Consider the following 17,599-nt stretch of genomic DNA (forward strand, 5'->3'; position numbering starts at 1 on the left):
TTATTAAGAAGAGCAGTGCTTTTAGATGCCTCTATATTTAGCAGAGCCGTTATAGCAGGCTATGATGTAAAAAGATCTCAATCCAAAGAGAACGTTGAGATGGTAGTGGGTAGGTTAACTGGATTATATGGCGATGTATTAAAATACTCTAACGTAAAAATAATTCGTGCCCCGGAGAAATTTGATGATGGAAGTTTATTTAGAGAAGTTGGTGGGAGGAATATATATAAAATATTTGAAGTGCCTGCGGGAATAACATTTGAAAAACTAATAGATGAATTATCGAAGATTAATTATTACCCAGCAATTTTCCCCCTTTATCTGAAGGGAACAGTTGGTGGATTTACTGCATCAAATGGTTCTGGTTTCGGTAGCTATAAATTTGGATTCGTGAAAAGTGCTAGAAGTGTAAACGAACTGATTGGCTATAAAACAGTTAGAATTACCGCAGTAAAGTACCCTGAATTATTAGAAGTTGAGAACGAAAACAAATTTGCGTGGTCAGCAATAATAAATAAAGATGGAACAATAGAATACTACATACCCTCGTTTTATAACAAGATAATAAAAGTCAACTCTAGATCAATAGCTACAGATAAATTGATAAAAGGTATAAATGCAGAAATCCTCAATGTCTTCAAAAAAGACTACATACCCATTGTCATGATGACTGAAATTAATAAAGATATTAATTTTAATTTTGAAATGAGAATAGGCTACATAATTAATTATAACTCTCCTAAGAGATTCAAAGTATTAATAGGAAGTTTAGAGGAAACGAGATTGCCAGAACTTTTCGACTATTTAAGAAAAAATCCGGATGTATTACCCTTTCCCTATCTGAAAGAGTATGAAGAGATTCATAAGGATATATTAAAAGATGTTAAAAAATACGAAGTAAAAATAAGATCAAAGAGAATTAGCAAAAATGTCATAATTGAGGCATCGAAGTGCATAAATTGCTCATTATGTCTAGATAATTGTCTTGCATATAATACCACTAATAACGTCATCTACTCTCCTTTAGGTAGATTTAATCGATTAATAAGAGGAGAAAGCACGTTCGAATTCTGTTTCGGATGCACGACTTGTCAAGAGGCCTGCCCTGCGGGCATTAATATTTCTAACTTAATGGAGCTCCTTCCACAATTTAGTGAGACTAAAGAGAAACTTCCAATAGAACTGACAGATCCGTCAGCGTCAATTTATGAATTAGAAAAGAACTTAGAATCCAAGTATAGAAATAGACCAGTATTTCTATTGTTTGTAGGTTGCTCTGCGAAATATGACCCATTGGGACTAGAAGGATTTCTAAACTACTTGCTAACTAATGGTGATAAGCTACCTCAAGAATTTTCTCCAAGAATCAAACTAGTTACGGGATTCTGTTGTGGTTTTAATGAATATTTAACCGGAAATCTGGAAGAGGCTAAAAATGGCGTTAATAGAATCAATCAATTAAAAATACAACAGAACGCTGTAGGAATTTATTTTCTATGTCCCGAGGGATTATATGTTTATAATAAATTTAGTGATCAAAAAGGAATATTCGCCTTTGATGTAATTAAAAATGAGCTAAAGGATAAAGAGGTTCACTTAGGATGTTGGGCTAAAAAGATGGGATATAATTCAAAATATAATGATTGTGCAGGTTTGTTCTTAGCATCTTATAAAGGAAGTCCCTTAAAAATAGTTAAAAGAAACTTCTTAACGGTATGTCCATTTTCAACATGGAAATTTGGAACAATATCTGTTTATAGTATGTTCTTAGGTAAAAAGGAAGTCAGTGAATTAAAAGAAGAAAATATTATGGATGAAAGCTCAGTATTTGATCTACTCGTAAAAGGCGTTAAAAACGGTCTTGAAAACTCTGCCGATGAGATCGCTGAAAAGGTTATAATGTGGAATTTGGGTGGTGGGCAGTATTTCTTACTTTTAGCTATTCCAATAATTTCCAAGTATATAAGTATAGAACTTATACGTAATTTATCTTCAGACCCTAAAGTAAAGGAATTCATATCTAAATTTGCGCAGAACAGATCAATATTAAGCCAGAAAGTCTCTGCATATACAGACTATCTTAGACATTATAACTTTGATGGTGAAATAGAAAAGCTAATAGACAAGGTTGCAAATTCAACTAAATTGGATTATTCTGCAAAAGATGTAGTTAAGACAAATGATTTCAGAAGCGTAATTAAAGATGCGTTAAAAAAGGCTATTAGTGAGAATTTGATAGAAAATGTTCTAAATAATATAATTTACTTGTAATCCACAATAAAGTATCTCTTTTTCTCGTAATCGAAATATATCAATCCGCTTCTCCTCATAAATCTAAATAGTGGGAAAAGTCTCTTAGGGAGCTTATTTTCTAAGTCTTGCTCATCTTTAGCAAGAGAAAAGTGCATGTTCAGTAAATCCATTGTATCCTTAAACGTAACGAACTTTCTGTTGTCCTCCAAATCAAGTATGAAATAGTTTTTCCCAATCCCACTGTAATATTCGTCAATGATTACGTATGTTGACTGGAGAATTTGTTCACATAGGCCATTACGAGAATAAGTAGAACGCCCATCCTTTCCATCTTGCGTCTTAATCATGTATTGGAGTAGCCTTTCTATCTCATTTAATTTATTCAATATTTCGTTGTTATCTTTTTTAGAGAACCCTGTCTGCTTTGGGCCTTGATTAAATATTAAATCTATTATTTCATCTTCACTCATATTATAGTGTAATGAGCTAAATACTGGTGAGTGTATGAAAAAAGTAAAAGTATTGTACTTTGCATTTCTCAAGGACATAACGCATAAATCGTCTGAGATAATAGAAACAACTTGCGAGACAATAGATTGCCTAGTCGAAGAGCTAGGCAGGATTCATGGGAATGAATTAGTAAATTATTTAAAAAACGGAATAAATGGGGTAAAGATTACCATATTAATCAATGGTTCTCCATCCGTTAAAACCATTAAAGATGGAGATGAAGTAGCACTTTTACCTCCACCATCGGGAGGAGATTTAATAATAAATAAGAAGTTTGATTTACTAGAGGAGATAAGAAGATTTAGAGAAAAAGCTCCCCTAGAAGCAGGTTCAATGGTAATATATGTGGGCTTCGTTAAAGGTATCGTAGATAATCATAAAGTATATGAATTAAGATATGAGGCTTATGAGGAGTATACCAAAAAGAGATTCCAAGAGATCAAAGATGAGATGAAGAAAAAGTACAACGATTTAATAGACCTTGAAATAATACATGTTATTGACTCTATGAAACCAGGTGAAAATGTTTTACTAATTATGGCTTTAGGCAAAGGAAGAAAGGACGCCATAGATGCAGTAAAAGAAGCATTAGAACTGGTAAAACACACTACTGGTATTTGGAAGTTGGAAATACGAGATGATGGGGAATATTGGGTGGTAGCGGGAAACACGAGAGTGAAAAAGCAATGATTAAACCAGTCGGAATGAGTATAGCAGGATTAGACACGGGAAATGGAGCCGGAGGGGAAACTGACCTTAGAGTTTACGAAATGTTGGGAATTCATGGAGTTTTAGCGGTAACTGCGTTAACAGTACAGAACACTAAGGGAATAAAAGACATTAGTGTAGTTGAGGCAGATTTTCTAAGAAAGCAAATAGAAACCTTAATTGATGACTTCAACATTGAGGGTATAAAAATAGGGATGATATATACTAAGGAGCAGTTTCAAGTAGTAAGGGATCTACTGGAACCGTATTTCATAGTAGTGGATCCAGTATTATATGCTAAAGATGGGACACAATTAATAAAGGATGTTGAGGAGTACAAAAAGATAATATTGCCTATAGCTAAGGTAATCACACCAAACATAGTGGAAGCATCAGCACTGAGTGGAATTAAAATAGAAAATGAAAACGATATAATGATTTCGTGTAAAAAAATAAGGAATACATATAACATACCTTATGTTATAATCAAAGGTGGTCATGGTACAGGGAAATATAGCTTTGATTATATGTGTAGCCAAGATGGAATTCGTAAAATAGGTTATCAGAGAGTAAACATTAAAGATACGCATGGTACAGGGAGTGTCTTTGCAACGGCATTAACAGCAGAGTACATAAAAATAAAAGACGTTGAAATGGCTTTTAGAAGAGCAAGAGAGTTTGTACAGTCCTCTATAGAGTATGGGCTCAGTATAGGAAAGGGTATCGGTCCAGTTAATGTAAGTGTTGAAGTTATAAAGAAGTCCTTGAAGTATGAGGTAGTAGAGGAGATGACGAAATTCGCAGACTTTGTAGAGAATAATGAAAAGTTCTGGCTTTTAATACCTGAAGTACAGTCAAATTTAGCACATAGTATAAGACCAGAATACGTAAGAGATTTAAGAGATATTGCAACATTTAGGGGTAGAATAATTAGAAGATGGGATAGAAAAGTAATAGTGGGACATCCTGTTGTTTTCGGAAATCCTACGCACACTGCACGAATGTTACTTTCAATTATATTTAAAGGGGTAAATGGAACTTGTCTAATGAACATAAGGTTCGATGAAAAAATAGTTAATGGATTTAAACAAATTGGATATGATCAGATAGAGATCAACAGAGAAATGGAACCTAGCCATGGAGAGGGTAAAACTATGCAATGGATTATTGATTACATAAGTAATGAATATGGTAAAATACCTAATGTGATCTATGATAGAGGGGCGAAGGGGAAGGAAGCTATGATAAGATTTTGGACAAAAGATATGAATGAGATGATAGAAGCACTAAATAACTTATTAAAACTCTTGTAAGTTGATGATAAATGAATTTAGAGAGGCTACTTGAGGGGGCTAAGAATTTAGTTAGAACGGGCTGGATGCAAAATGGAATCCCGCCATCTATAGGTGAAACTGTTGCCTCACATAGTTTTGAAGCCTCAGTTTTAGCATACCTAATATCAATTGAACTTAAGAAAAAAGGAATTCAGATCGATCCAGAACACAGTGCAGTCATTGCTTTATTTCATGATGCTGGTGAAACATTACTGGGAGATTTACCACGATGGGCGAGTATGCGAATTAATAAAAGAGACGCAGAAATTGAGGCTTTTGATGAATTAGGAATAGGTAAAGAATTGTACATTGAACTTAAAGAAATGAAAACAAATGAGGCGAAAATAGCAAAACTATCAGATAGACTTTCCACTTATCTTCAAGGAATGAGATACAAACGAATGGGATATAACGTGGATGAGATAATTGCTACTTACGCAGAGGAAATAGAGAGATTACTTTCTATTGAGCCTTTAAATCAAGTAAAAGAGATAGTTAGTAAAATCATGAATAGCTTAAAAGTATAAAACAAAAATAATAGGTAGTGAAAAGATATGAAGCTAGGTCCGGGTAAAAAAGCACCAGACGAAATTAACGTATTTATTGAAATTCCAATGGGATCAAATATTAAATATGAGTATGATGAGGAAGGAGAAGTAATCAAAGTGGATAGAGTTCTATATACTTCAATGGTATATCCGTTTAATTATGGCTTTATTCCAGAGACGTTAGAGGAAGATGGGGATCCATTAGATGTATTAGTTTTAGGAAATTACTCACTAATGCCGGGTAGCGTAATTGAAGCTAGACCAATAGGCTTGGTTTACATGCGAGATGAAGAAGGGGAAGATGCAAAAGTAATAGCGGTGCCAAGAGATAAAACAGATCCAACGTTTTCTAACATAAAAGATGTTAATGATATACCAGAAGCTATAAGGAATAAGATAATACATTTCTTTGAGCACTACAAGGAATTAGAACCCGGCAAGTGGGTTAAGATAAGTGGCTGGGGAAACGCCACCGACGCCAAGGAAAGAATTAAAAAGGCAATAGAAAGAAAGAAACAAGGATGATTAAGGAAATTTTTGAAGTCTTACTCTTTTTATCGTCATTTTTTACTTCTTTATGGATAATACTGCAGATATTTTATTATAGAATTTCCTATGATAATTACTATATTGGAAATTCCTCTTCATTTAACAATGAAATGAGAAAGAAAAAAATAGATATTATAGTTGCTATAAGAAACGAGAATGAAAAAACGATCAAAGAGTTAGTAGATAATCTCTCAAATTTAGATTATGAGCATTATAGAGTGATAGTAGTATCTGATGATACTGAAGATAACTTCAAAAAAATTATAGACGCTATAGGCAAAATACCAGAGAATTTCATAATCGTAAGAAGAGAAAAAAATTATGGAAGAAAAGCTGGTGCATTAAACTTTGCTCTTACTCTCTCTAACGCAGACTTAGTGGTATTTCTAGACGCTGAAGCTAGAGTTGAAAGAGACTTCTTAAACAAAGTATCCCAATTGGAGTATGACGCAATGGCATTTAGATTGAAAATTAGAAATCCAATTACACCAATTCAAAAGATATATGCAATAACAAACGAGTTTGTAATGAATTCCTTATTTAAAGCTAGGCAAAAGTTGGGTCTACTAATCTTCGCTAATGGTTCAGCACTAGCAATAAAGAGAGACATCTTACTTAAAGTAGGCAAATGGAAAGAAAATAGAGTGACAGAAGATTTAGAACTTGGAATTCGCTTGGCTCTGAATAGCATAAGGGTAAATTATATCGATAATATTATAGTTTATACTTTAGCTCCCTATGATATTGTAGATCTATATAATCAGATTAAAAGATGGGCATATGGCTCAGCAGAGCTATTAATTTATAGCCTAAATCTATTTAAACTAGGTATAAAGGGGATTGAAGGCTTCATATATGTACAACAATGGGGTATTTATCCCTTATATTTATTAATGATTATATTAATTTTGTCGTTTCAATTTTTACTGAATATCAATTATATATATATAGTAATATCGTTATTGCCAATTGTAGTCACCAATGGGTTTTATATAGCATTAGTAAATCCTAAGGGCGATTACAGAAGTGGTCTTGTTACCATAATGGCTTCACTTATAGGATATTTAGAAGGAGTATTTAAAATAAGATTTGAATGGAAAGTTACGCCAAAAAGTTACGTTCAAAAGGAAGAAGAGATAACCAGCATAAAAATATTGGGCCTAGTCTTGGGAGTCTTTGCATACATTAATTCAATTTTCAGTAATACTTTAGCATCATTCTTGCTTATTCTGATTTCTATGGCCCTTTTACTTGTATAGCTTTGGTTCTAGACATGGATTCGGCCTCTTTCAATGCCTCCTCTGGTTTCAAACTATACTTTATAATATAGCTTTTTACCAGCTTATAACTTTCTTCACTTTGTATTATCTCCCTTGATGTTGCCAATAATTTTAAGAATAGTGCTCTTCTTTCTATTTCCCTTTTGACATCGTCTAAGTTAAGACCAGCTTCTTCTATTCTGTTTCTTAAAACTCTGGCAGAATCTAAATTAAGCGCAAAGGAATCGTTTTTCGGATCCCAACTAACTACCCTTCTATAGTCATTCCAACTAACTATTTCATCTATAGCAACAACACGCCTTCTTAGCACTATCTTTTCTCCTATATATACTGGCAATCTTCTAATAGTCATTACGATATTCATCATGGGTATCCACTCTTGTGGAATGTTAAGAGGTTCGTTCATAAGCCTCTTTATTGCGGAATCGGTATTGTACGCGTGAAATGTTGTAGCACCACCGTGACCAGTTGAGATTGCTTGAAATAGGACATAGGCCTCTTGTCCTCTAATCTCACCTACTACTATTATATCTGGCCTATATCTTAATGATAGTTTCAATAAATCCATTAATGATATTTCTTTACCCACACCTGCATATGCAGGTCTTGCATATAGCTGAACCCAATTAGAATGCGCTAGCCTAATTTCCGGAATATCTTCTATTGAAACTATTTTCATACTTTCTTTAACAAGATTCAAAACTGAATTAAGTAATGTAGTTTTTCCTGCACCTGTTACACCTATTGACATTATACTCATTCTTAAATCCATTGCATACCACAAATATGCTGCTAATTCTGCTGAAACTGTACCAGAATTAATTAAGTCCAGTATCGTTATCGGTTTCTCACTAAATCTTCTTATAACCACAGATGAGCCTGTAGCTGAAACTTCACGTCTAAATGTAGCTGCAATTCTATCACCATTAGGTAACATACCATCCTGTATTGGTTCAGCAACAGATATTGATTTTCCAGTGATTGAAAGCATCCTTAAAACTAATTGATCTAACAGTTCTTCTCCATCAATCGAGAGGTCAAGCTGTGGTGAAATTCTCATGTTTTTGGTAAAAACGATATTAGTGGGAACATATTCGTAATTTCTATGATAAACGTAGACTGGATTGTTTAGCCCGGAAACTGATATATCTTCTATGTTCTTGTCAGCTACCAATGGAGTTAATATATTATAACCAAACATGTTCCTTAACAAATAGTATAGTGTTACTCTCGCGTTTGTATGTAATACATTTATATTTCCCCTTCTCTCTTGGATAATCTTAAAGTCTGATCGTTTCTTATCTAGCTCAAAAATAATTTTAGCGAGATCCAAAGATGGATTCTTTGAAAGCAATTCTCTCTCGATCTCATCTATAAAGGCAGTGTACATGTCAAATATAATATTATTTACCGGTGGTTCTAGTAAAACATACTTATAAATACCCTTTTTCTCTTCAAAGGTTATAAACACGTGGGGATTAGGTAAAACTAGCTCAATATTATTTTGGGTTAAATTAGACTTTACCTCTTCTGGTACCAGATTAAGAATGTTTATCTCATAATCAGTTATAATTGATGTAACTTCTTCTGGAATAGAAGTTATTGGATAAAGTGTTACAGGTAATTCAGTAATCACAATCTTTTTAACTACATTATTATTTTTGGGAAATATGGATTTGAAAATGTTCTTCATTATATATCACTCCTTCTTCTTCCTTATAAAGATGTTGATGTAGGAGATATAGAAGGTATAAGGGATATGTGTAAGGATATTATAACTAAGATAGCTGTTATAACGACTAAAATTGCTGCGTGTATGAAACCAGCTGCTGTCTTTCCATAACCAATTTTTCCTACAAGTAGTCCAGCTAAGAATGAGTTAAATAGTGAAGATACAGCTATTACGTATAACGCTTTAGGTAATATTATAGTTGCATTAGATAATGGACCATAGGAGGACACAAATGACTGATGAGATAGCAAGGTGTACATTGCATTACCTAATAAAATAGAAGCGACTAATGCTAATATTATCCCGATATATGGAGCATATAATAGTACTCTTATTTTAGAGTTATAACTCCTCCTTATTCTTATTTGAGCATCGACTTGTTCAGCCAGCGATTCAACTGTTTCTGGAGTTAAACTACCTATCTCTATCATATCTGCCAATGAAACTAGAGAAACCTTGCTCGAGAAATCTAAAATTTTCTCCGAAGCAATCTTGAACGCATCTTTTAATGGAACTCCTAGAAGCGAATATGCATAAATTGTATTTAATATGTTTCTAAACTTACCCATTTCTGGTGAATCCTTTAAGTTTTTAACTACTGTTGCAGGATTAAGACCAGCTCTTAATCCTTCGGCAACAGCTCTTAGAAACGCTACAACATAAACGTCATATCCAGTACCTTCTCTTAACTCCTTAGTTGCCACTATTGCGGGGGGAACAACTGCAATTAATAAACCAATTGTAAACGCTAATATGGTGAACGGTATCTGAGGTACTCCACCAGTTAAGAAAAGAAGATAAAATAGAAGTGGTATAGGTAATTTTATTACAAATAATAATATAAATGAAAATAATAAACCTAAGGGAAATGTAATATAGAAGACCTTATATGCTTTTAATGATTTTTCTGGAAATCTGAATTGAGTTTGATCAACAACCCATACAAATAGTAGATTTATTAAGGGTATCATAACTATTGCGAAAATAGCCAATATTGGAAACGGAACAGAGCCAAAAAGAGATGGAAATATAGCCTGTAATAACATTACTAGGAAGAAGGTTATAAATCCAGAAGATAGCCATATAACAAAACCCTCCGCTATTCCAGATAGATTCTCAGCTGCTGTCGAAGCTAGCGTCTCTATATTCTTAAGCATATCTTTGGCCTTTGCCTCCATTGTATCTAATACTGGAGCACCCGTCCTTACCGCAGTTACATAAGTGATTAGGAACTCATTAAATACTTTTGATGGTGAAGTTTCCATCGCGTCAACTATTGCGTTCTCTACGCTTTCTCCTAAATACTTAACTCTTTTATTAACATATAACGCTATTTGAGTAGCGTATTGCATAGCAGTAGATTTAGATAAATATTCAAAAACGTACCTAGCACTCAAACCAGACCTTAAAAAAACGTTAAATATGGCTGAGAATGCTGGGGCTTCACTATCTAAACCAATTCTCCTATTCTCAGTTAACTGAGACACTTGAAGGATTTGAATTAAGTAAACTACAGGAGGTATTATTATACCAAATATAAGCATTGTTAAAAACCCTGCTAAATATTTAGTAAGAAGCGTTAATCTATATAATTCATAGAATCTCACGGAAACTACTATGAGAATCGCTGATATCACCAACGATAAAACTAGAAAGAGAAATAGTCTAGAAGCGAATAATCTAGGATCTTGATTTATTCCAGCTTTCCTTATCTTCTTATCTAAGTTTTCGGCTAATTTACTGACTATACCCATGTTATAAAACAATAAATCAATCTTAGAAGGACCTTGATAGCTAGAAGCTGTTTTATTATTTCTTTTACTATTAAATATACTCATCTTAGTATCTATTTCACATACCTATACTTAAACTTATATAGAAGAATTCACTTTATATGAATTTCAACTATATCCCCATCTTCTAGAACATGTGATGGGCCAACTTTTTGCCCTTGGAACTTCACTGATTTCCCCCATACTCTGGCATACTTAAAATTCTCAGCTAAAGAAGAATGTAACTTTTTAGCTACGTCTATTACCGTGGATCCCTTCTTGAGAATTAATGGATCAGTAGTAGGATCCTCACCTGGCTCTTTAGTATAGATACGTATTACCTCCAACATATCAAATAAAAGTTTAGGTAATTTATCTATCTCATTAGCTGTTAAAATAGGCAACTCACTTGTATTAATTTTATCTTTGGCTACTACTATCGTAGGCTTATAACTTACAGCCTCAAAGATAGATTTTTCTATATCGTCCAAAGTAACTTCACCTATTATCTTCACTATTGCAGTTTTTATGCCAAAGCTTTCTATATATTCTCTTACTGTTTTCTCATCAGTATCTACAAGCTTGCCAAAATTTATTATTCTAATCCCAGAAATACCGTATCTAGTCCTTTCTATAATTACTCTTCCCTTAGGTTTTCTTAATAAAATATTATTATTCTCAAGAATATTTCTTATAAATGATAACTCTTCTTCACTATTTACTGCTATCACTATCTCGTCTGCGTTCCTAATTAAACCAATAGTTTTAGAAATTGGAAGATTTTTAGGCGGGTTTACCAATTGTATTTGAACATCTTCATATCTTACCATCCCCGGTACTGGAAGATCATTAAACTCTTGCCTTACATTTGTGAGTTTCCTCATAATAAAAGATCTGAGAAAAACATCACCTAGCAAGATTACTTGACCTGCCCCCTCTTTCTCAATAAATAAAGAAAAGCCACTGCTTTTCTTAGTTTTTCTAACCTCAACTTCTTCTCTTAATTCCGCCATTCGTCTTCTAGCCCAATATACTAAATTTTCTGTTCCTTTATGCTTTGGAACTTCCTTAAGAAATTCTTGTAAAGCTTGTAATTTCTCCTCTGGTGTTTTAGCATCCATCACTTTAAGCCATTTGGCTTTAGCTTCAGCTGGTAAGTTCGTTACCATAATCTCTTACCCTCTTTATTTACATAATATAAAGGAGCTATAGAACGTAAAACTTTCCATGATCTTCTTATAATAGGAGGAGGATTTGGATTTTTCTCATAAAAAGATTTAAGCCACTTTAACGTTCTAGGATCCGCGGGATATCCGCTTCCGAAGTCACCATATATTTCTTTCAGCTTATCAATATAGTCATCTCTTATGACCTTAGCTATTATACTAGCCGCGCTAGCCTCAACGAACAACTCATCGGCTTTATGGACCACATTAGGTTTATACCCTAGTTCAGTAATAAGAGCTATCACTGGCTTTTCCTCACCTACTTTATCAACTGTTATTATGTTAGGATTAAAAACCGATAGTGAGAGAATTATTTTAGATACTGCATCATACGTTAAATCGTTTAGATTATATTCATCTATCTCGTTAGGAAAAACTTTAACAACAGTAAAAGCTTCAACAGTGCTAGTAATTATACTAAACAATTTCTCTCTTCTTTCTCTAGTTAACTGTTTACTATCTTTTACACCAATTCCCTTTAGAAAATTTAGCTTGCTCTCGCTAATAACTACACCTGCAACTATCATTGGACCTATTAATGATCCTCGACCAGCCTCATCTATACCTATTCTCATATCCTCAATGAAATAACTAGTTTTGCCTCTCTTTTACCGTTTTTCATCCTTTCATTCTGATAGCTCTCGTTAACTTCAACATTTACGATAGATGATATCATAGTTATAAGCTTCCTCGCAGTACTCTTACTCATAAAATAGTAGTCTACTCCCTCTTTACCTTCTATGATATCAGAAATATTGTCTATAATATCTGTAGAAAAGAAAGATTCAAAAAATGCTCTCTTCTTATCATCTATTCCAATTTTACTCTTACTCCTTAATTGAACTATGGCCTCATAATATCGCGTTTTCTTTCTAAAACATGAATCACAGAGGACTCTTTCCATTTCTAAATTAATTATAGCTTCTTGAGAGAAGGGCTTCCCTCTTATTTTTCCTCTAAACTCTATAGTTGCAAATGAATGACCACTTGGATCTTTCCATATATTTTTTACATCAAATGCAAATTCATCTACGTTTTTATTGATTTCCACATTCTCTCCTAACTCTCTAATTATAATATCCTCTACAACAGATGTAAGTGAGGTTTTAGAAGACCTTACCCATTTACCTTTAACCCATTGCGCACCACAAATTTTACAATATTTTCCACTAATTTTCCTAGGAACCTCGATTAGTTTTTTAGTTTTTATATAACAATCCACACATAACGAATCTATTAGCTCAACGTTTTGTCTTCCACATAATACACAAAATTTCCCGGACATCGAACATCACACATTGTATACTTGAGCAAACTTCACACCTTCAACACTTATAACTGCGTCTTTATGAACTAGTCCTCTTTTTATTGCCTCTTCTACCACACAATTTCCTACTATACTCATAACTGTAGCCTCATCTATTAGAGAAAAAGCATAATCTAGTTCGACTTCTTGTCCTCCATAAAATTTCTCACTAACATTCAGTATTATTTCCCCTTCTCTGAAAACCTTTCCCAACAGTTCTGCTTGGCATATATTTACTAATGTCATACCTTGCGCTCTAATAACATTGAGGATAACTTTCATAGCGGTTTCACTGGAGTTTGAGCACCACATGCAAGACAAACTATATACCAAGTTTTCTTTTCCTTCTTTAATATGGTATCTAAGCTCTTGCAAGTGCTGCATTCTACATAAGCTCTAAGGAATCTCTCCATTAACGTATTTACCACTTGCGACGAAAACTTTCCTTGAATTATAAGTTCGCCTTTATCATCAACATTACCTGGTGCAGCTAATTCCTTTAGAAGATATTTCATACATATTTTATCTTCCCTTCTAATTCTATCACAATACTCCGAAAAATTCCTTATTATAGTTGTATTCCCTATGTTCAGAATCACTAGACTAGGTAATGTTTGCGTACCAGCTTTATGAACTTTCTCAGGTAGTTTTGAGTACAGTCTATCTAGCAACTCTACGTATTCTTTTTCTGAACTCACATTAAATCTATAAGCGCATTGGGTTTAAAATACTACTGAAGAAAATGAAAAACGTCTACATTGAAACTTATGGTTGTGCACTAAACAGAGCAGATACATACGTAATGATAACTTTACTTAAAAATGAGGGTTACAACTTTGTAGAAAATCCAGAAGGAGCTGATATTATAATACTAAATACTTGCGCAGTAAGATTAGAAACTGAGGAAAGAATGAAACAGAGGATTAGAGAGCTAAATAAGTTGTCGAAAAAGTTAATAGTCGCTGGATGCATGAGTGGAGCAGAGCCGGCTACAGTACTCTCTATAGCACCAAATGCGTCATTAATAGGGCCTCAATCCGTTGAGAAAATTGTAGATGTGGTAGAAAGCAAAGATAGGAAAATCTTGCTAGAAGGTGATAGGGCATTCATGACGCCCAGAGTATTTGATGGAAAAATTGCCATAATCCCAGTAGCAGATGGATGCGCGGGTAACTGTAGCTTCTGCATAACTAAATTAGCTAGAAGAAAGTTAAGAAGTTATCCACTAAGAGAAATTGTAGAGGCCGCCAAATATTCTATACAAAGAGGCGCGAAAGAGATAGAACTTACTGGGCAAGATACTGCTGCATATGGGTTAGATCTAGGAGGATCTATAAAATTAACTGATGTAGTAAATGCGGTCGCTGAATTAGAAGGAGATTTTATGATAAGAATCGGCATGATGACACCAGAACAAGCAATTAGAATTATTGATGACCTGATAGAAGTGTTAAAGAACCCTAAGGTATATAAGTTCGTGCATTTGCCAGTTCAGAGTGGGGACGATAGAGTATTGAAATTGATGAATAGAAAGTACACGATAGAGGAGTATAAGAACCTTGTGTCTGAAATAAGAAGTAAAGTACCATTCGTAAATATAACTACTGATATAATCATAGGCCATCCAGGAGAGGATGAAGAGGCTTTTAACAATACCCTATTACTTATGAAGGAAATACGCTTTGAAAGAATACATCTAGCAATGTACTCAATAAGACCAAATACAAGAAGCGCTTCGCTACCTCAAATTCCAGATAACATTAAGAAAATGAGAATCCAAATAGCTAATAAGTTATATGAAGATATTGCATTATCAATCCATTCTGACTATGTTGGAGTTATAAGTCGAGTTATAACTACAGAACTAGGACGTAAGGGATCGGTAATTGGAAGATTAGTAAATTATATCCCAGTAGTAATTAAAAATGAAAATGCGGAATTAGGTAAATGGTACGACGTAAAAATAACCGAAGCATCATTTTATGACTTACGTGGAGTACTTGTTTAAAAAAATTAAACCTACACGCAGGTATATTAGTTGTAATGTCAGAAAATGTATATATCGTATCAGCTGTAAGAACGCCAATTGGGAAATTTGGTGGTAGTTTAAAGGATCTCTCGCCTGTTGAATTAGGTACAATAGCAATTAGAGAAGCATTGAGAAGGGCTGGAGTAGAATCCGAGAAGGTTGATATGGTTATAATGGGTAACGTTCTTAGGGCAGGTCATGGTCAAGATATAGCTAGACAATGTGCGATTAAAGCTGGTATACCGTACGAAGTGGATGGATTTTCCGTTGATATGGTTTGCTCATCCGGGATGATGAGTGTAATTACTGCATCCCAAATGATTAAATCGGGAGATGCTGATATCGTAGTTGCTGGCGGTACTGAAAGTATGAGCAATGCTATGTTTGCAATTAGATCTAACATTAGATGGGGCGTTAAAATGCTAATGAACAAGAAAATGGAGCTAATTGATACTATGTTATATGATGGATTAACTGATCCGTTTAACATGAAATTAATGGGACAAGAAGCTGACATGGTCGCAAAGATCCATGAAGTTTCTAGAAAAGAATTAGATGAGGTAGCATATCAAAGTCATTTACGAGCACATGAAGCTACGATAAAGGGATACTTTAAGTCAGAAATGATTGAAATAAGAGTTAATGGAAAAGTGGTTGACAAAGATGAAGGAATAAGGCCAGATACTACTCCAGAAAAACTCTCCGCTCTACCTCCAGCCTTTACTGAGAATGGAGTTCACACTGCAGGTAATTCTTCCCAAATATCCGATGGGGCCTCTGCATTAGTAATAATGAGCGAGAAAGCAGTTAAACAGTTAAAATTAGAACCACTAGCTAAAATTTTGGGCTATAGTTGGGTTGGTATTGAGAGTTGGAGATTTACGGAGGCACCTATTTTTGCCATTAAAAAGTTATTAAATAAATTGGGAACAGATATAAATCATTTCGATTACTTCGAGAATAATGAGGCTTTTGCAATAAATAATGTACTATTAAATAGATATGTCTCGGTACCATATGATAAACTAAACGTATTTGGAGGGGCTATAGCATTAGGTCACCCCATAGGAGCAAGTGGCGCAAGAATTATAACTACATTATTGAATGTACTATCTAAGATGAACGGGAAGAGGGGCATAGCAAGCATTTGTCATGGGATTGGAGGTGCAACTGCAATTGCCATTGAGCTTTTGAGAGAGATGAAGTAATTTTTTATGCATATAATAACAATAGACTACTGTAGGTGGATAAATAAGTTGGTTAAAAAAGATAAGACACAAGAAACGCCAAGTAAAGATGTACCTAAGCCTGAAGAAGGGCAAACTATATGTGTAGTTAAAAAAATGTTAGGTGGAGATCATTTAATGGTACTTTGTGTGGATGGAAAAGAGAGACTAGCCAGGATTCCTGGCAAGATAAGAAAGAAAATGTGGATGAGAGAGGGTGATGTTGTGCTTGTAGGAATATGGGATTTTCAACCGAATCGTTGCGATATATTGTACAAATATGGTAATGATGAGATAAAGAAACTCGTAAATGAAAATGTTATAAGTAGAGAAGTAATTGATCAATTAAGAGGATAAATTTGTCAGAATTTTCAAAAAAGTTTAAAGAAGAAAAAAGATATAAAGATGAGGATTTATTTAAAGTTGTAGATTCTACACTTGATTCTAGAACTTACCTTAATCTAATTCAAGTTGCAAGACGTTTAAATATAAAAGAATATTTGGGCGCGATCTCCTCTGGGAAAGAGGCCAAGATATATCCCGCTAAGACATTAGATGATAAATACTATGCGGTCAAGATCTATTATACGTCTACTGCACAAAGTAAAAGAGCTATTAAGAGATATACGTCCGGAGATATAAGATTCGAGGATATCAAGGTAACCAATACGAGGCAACTAATAAGTACATGGGCAAAGAAAGAATTTAAGAACCTTAGCAGGCTATATGAAGCTGGAACTAGAGTTCCTAAACCAATTTTAGTCTATGAGAACATATTAGTTATGGAATTTATTGGCGAGAATGGAATAAGAGCACCTCTTTTAAAAGAAATAGGTAGTGAGGAAATAACACAGGAATTATATGAAGATTTAATTCAGCAAATTGAAATAATGGTTAAAAAAGCAAAATTAGTCCATGGTGATCTAAGCGAATACAATGTAATGGTTCATGAAGGCAAATGTTATATAATTGATGTAAGCCAAGCCCTACCAGTAGATCATGAAAATGCTGTGATGTTATTAAAGAGAGATCTCGATAATATAAATAGGTTTTTTGAGGATAGAGGAATAAATATAAGGTCTACCAAGGATTTATTAATAGAACTTGGATTCTCTGGGGATTGATA

Annotated in this window: 18 protein-coding genes; 10 read left to right on the forward strand and 8 right to left on the reverse strand. The window is 33.9% G+C overall.

From position 1 onward, the window contains the following. Positions 1-15 precede the first annotated feature (15 nt). On the forward strand, positions 16-2,271 hold the full coding sequence (locus V6M85_RS04555) for a 4Fe-4S dicluster domain-containing protein (RefSeq protein WP_338603561.1): 2,256 nt from the start codon (positions 16-18) through the stop codon (positions 2,269-2,271). Here the strand turns inward: V6M85_RS04555 and V6M85_RS04560 are convergent. Beyond that, the gene (locus V6M85_RS04560; RefSeq protein WP_338603564.1) at positions 2,262-2,723 is read right to left on the reverse strand and encodes a hypothetical protein; all 462 of its coding nucleotides are present in this window, start codon (positions 2,721-2,723) and stop codon (positions 2,262-2,264) included. The genes V6M85_RS04555 and V6M85_RS04560 overlap by 10 nt on opposite strands. A 34-nt stretch (positions 2,724-2,757) precedes the next feature. On the opposite strand from V6M85_RS04560, the gene V6M85_RS04565 reads away from it, so the two are divergent. The 5 genes from V6M85_RS04565 to V6M85_RS04585 are packed head-to-tail and all read left to right on the forward strand — an operon-like array spanning position 2,758 to position 7,161. Then, positions 2,758-3,453: a MoaD family protein gene (locus V6M85_RS04565; protein WP_338603566.1), complete on the forward strand. Its 696-nt coding sequence runs from the start codon at positions 2,758-2,760 to the stop codon at positions 3,451-3,453. Then, entirely contained in the window at positions 3,450-4,784 is a 1,335-nt protein-coding gene (gene thiD / locus V6M85_RS04570; RefSeq protein WP_338603568.1) for a bifunctional hydroxymethylpyrimidine kinase/phosphomethylpyrimidine kinase, read from the forward strand. Before V6M85_RS04565 ends, thiD begins: the two co-directional genes overlap by 4 nt. 11 nt (positions 4,785-4,795) lie before the next feature. Beyond that, complete coding sequence (locus V6M85_RS04575; protein WP_338603571.1) at positions 4,796-5,332, forward strand: HD family hydrolase; 537 nt, start codon at positions 4,796-4,798, stop codon at positions 5,330-5,332. A gap of 27 nt (positions 5,333-5,359) precedes the next feature. Further along, a complete protein-coding gene (gene ppa / locus V6M85_RS04580; protein WP_338603573.1) occupies positions 5,360-5,878 on the forward strand; it encodes an inorganic diphosphatase in 519 nt (172 codons plus the stop codon). Then, entirely contained in the window at positions 5,875-7,161 is a 1,287-nt protein-coding gene (locus V6M85_RS04585) for a glycosyltransferase family 2 protein (protein ID WP_338603575.1), read from the forward strand. Before ppa ends, V6M85_RS04585 begins: the two co-directional genes overlap by 4 nt. On the opposite strand, the gene V6M85_RS04590 is transcribed toward V6M85_RS04585, so the two are convergent. From V6M85_RS04590 to V6M85_RS04620, 7 genes are read right to left on the reverse strand one after another with little or no spacing between them, the layout of a single operon-like run. Beyond that, a complete protein-coding gene (locus V6M85_RS04590) occupies positions 7,139-8,875 on the reverse strand; it encodes a type II/IV secretion system ATPase subunit (protein ID WP_338603579.1) in 1,737 nt (578 codons plus the stop codon). The genes V6M85_RS04585 and V6M85_RS04590 overlap by 23 nt on opposite strands. Positions 8,876-8,898: 23 nt before the next feature. Continuing rightward, entirely contained in the window at positions 8,899-10,752 is a 1,854-nt protein-coding gene (locus tag V6M85_RS04595) for a type II secretion system F family protein (protein WP_338603581.1), read from the reverse strand. A 47-nt stretch (positions 10,753-10,799) separates the two neighbouring features. Next, positions 10,800-11,855: a TGS domain-containing protein gene (locus V6M85_RS04600; RefSeq protein WP_338603583.1), complete on the reverse strand. Its 1,056-nt coding sequence runs from the start codon at positions 11,853-11,855 to the stop codon at positions 10,800-10,802. Further along, positions 11,849-12,487 carry a ribonuclease HII gene (gene rnhB, locus V6M85_RS04605; protein ID WP_338603585.1) on the reverse strand — a complete coding sequence of 213 codons (639 nt, stop codon included), beginning with the start codon at positions 12,485-12,487 and terminating at the stop codon, positions 11,849-11,851. Before rnhB ends, V6M85_RS04600 begins: the two co-directional genes overlap by 7 nt. After that, on the reverse strand, positions 12,484-13,197 hold the full coding sequence (locus V6M85_RS04610) for a 60S ribosomal export protein NMD3 (RefSeq protein WP_338603587.1): 714 nt from the start codon (positions 13,195-13,197) through the stop codon (positions 12,484-12,486). Before V6M85_RS04610 ends, rnhB begins: the two co-directional genes overlap by 4 nt. 6 nt (positions 13,198-13,203) lie before the next feature. Then, complete coding sequence (locus tag V6M85_RS04615; protein ID WP_338603590.1) at positions 13,204-13,500, reverse strand: DUF424 domain-containing protein; 297 nt, start codon at positions 13,498-13,500, stop codon at positions 13,204-13,206. Beyond that, positions 13,497-13,916 (reverse strand): translation initiation factor IF-2 subunit beta, encoded by a 420-nt coding sequence (locus V6M85_RS04620; RefSeq protein WP_338603592.1) that lies wholly within the window; start codon positions 13,914-13,916, stop codon positions 13,497-13,499. Before V6M85_RS04620 ends, V6M85_RS04615 begins: the two co-directional genes overlap by 4 nt. 44 nt (positions 13,917-13,960) lie before the next feature. Here V6M85_RS04620 and V6M85_RS04625 point away from each other — a divergent pair, with 44 nt between their 5' ends. Genes V6M85_RS04625 through V6M85_RS04640 form a run of 4 tightly spaced genes read left to right on the forward strand, consistent with a single transcriptional unit; the run spans position 13,961 to position 17,597 of the window. Then, positions 13,961-15,226, forward strand: a complete 1,266-nt coding sequence (locus V6M85_RS04625) for a tRNA (N(6)-L-threonylcarbamoyladenosine(37)-C(2))-methylthiotransferase (RefSeq protein ID WP_338603595.1) — start codon at positions 13,961-13,963, stop codon at positions 15,224-15,226. 35 nt (positions 15,227-15,261) lie between these two features. Next, entirely contained in the window at positions 15,262-16,455 is a 1,194-nt protein-coding gene (locus V6M85_RS04630) for a thiolase family protein (protein ID WP_338603598.1), read from the forward strand. Positions 16,456-16,503: 48 nt separating this feature from the next. Next, the gene (locus tag V6M85_RS04635) at positions 16,504-16,830 is read left to right on the forward strand and encodes a translation initiation factor aIF-1A (RefSeq protein ID WP_338604602.1); all 327 of its coding nucleotides are present in this window, start codon (positions 16,504-16,506) and stop codon (positions 16,828-16,830) included. Between the two features lie 2 nt (positions 16,831-16,832). Then, positions 16,833-17,597: a serine protein kinase RIO gene (locus V6M85_RS04640; protein ID WP_338603601.1), complete on the forward strand. Its 765-nt coding sequence runs from the start codon at positions 16,833-16,835 to the stop codon at positions 17,595-17,597. Positions 17,598-17,599: the final 2 nt, after the last annotated feature.

This window comes from Sulfolobus tengchongensis (assembly GCF_036967215.1).
Lineage (GTDB): Archaea > Thermoproteota > Thermoprotei_A > Sulfolobales > Sulfolobaceae > Saccharolobus > Saccharolobus tengchongensis_A.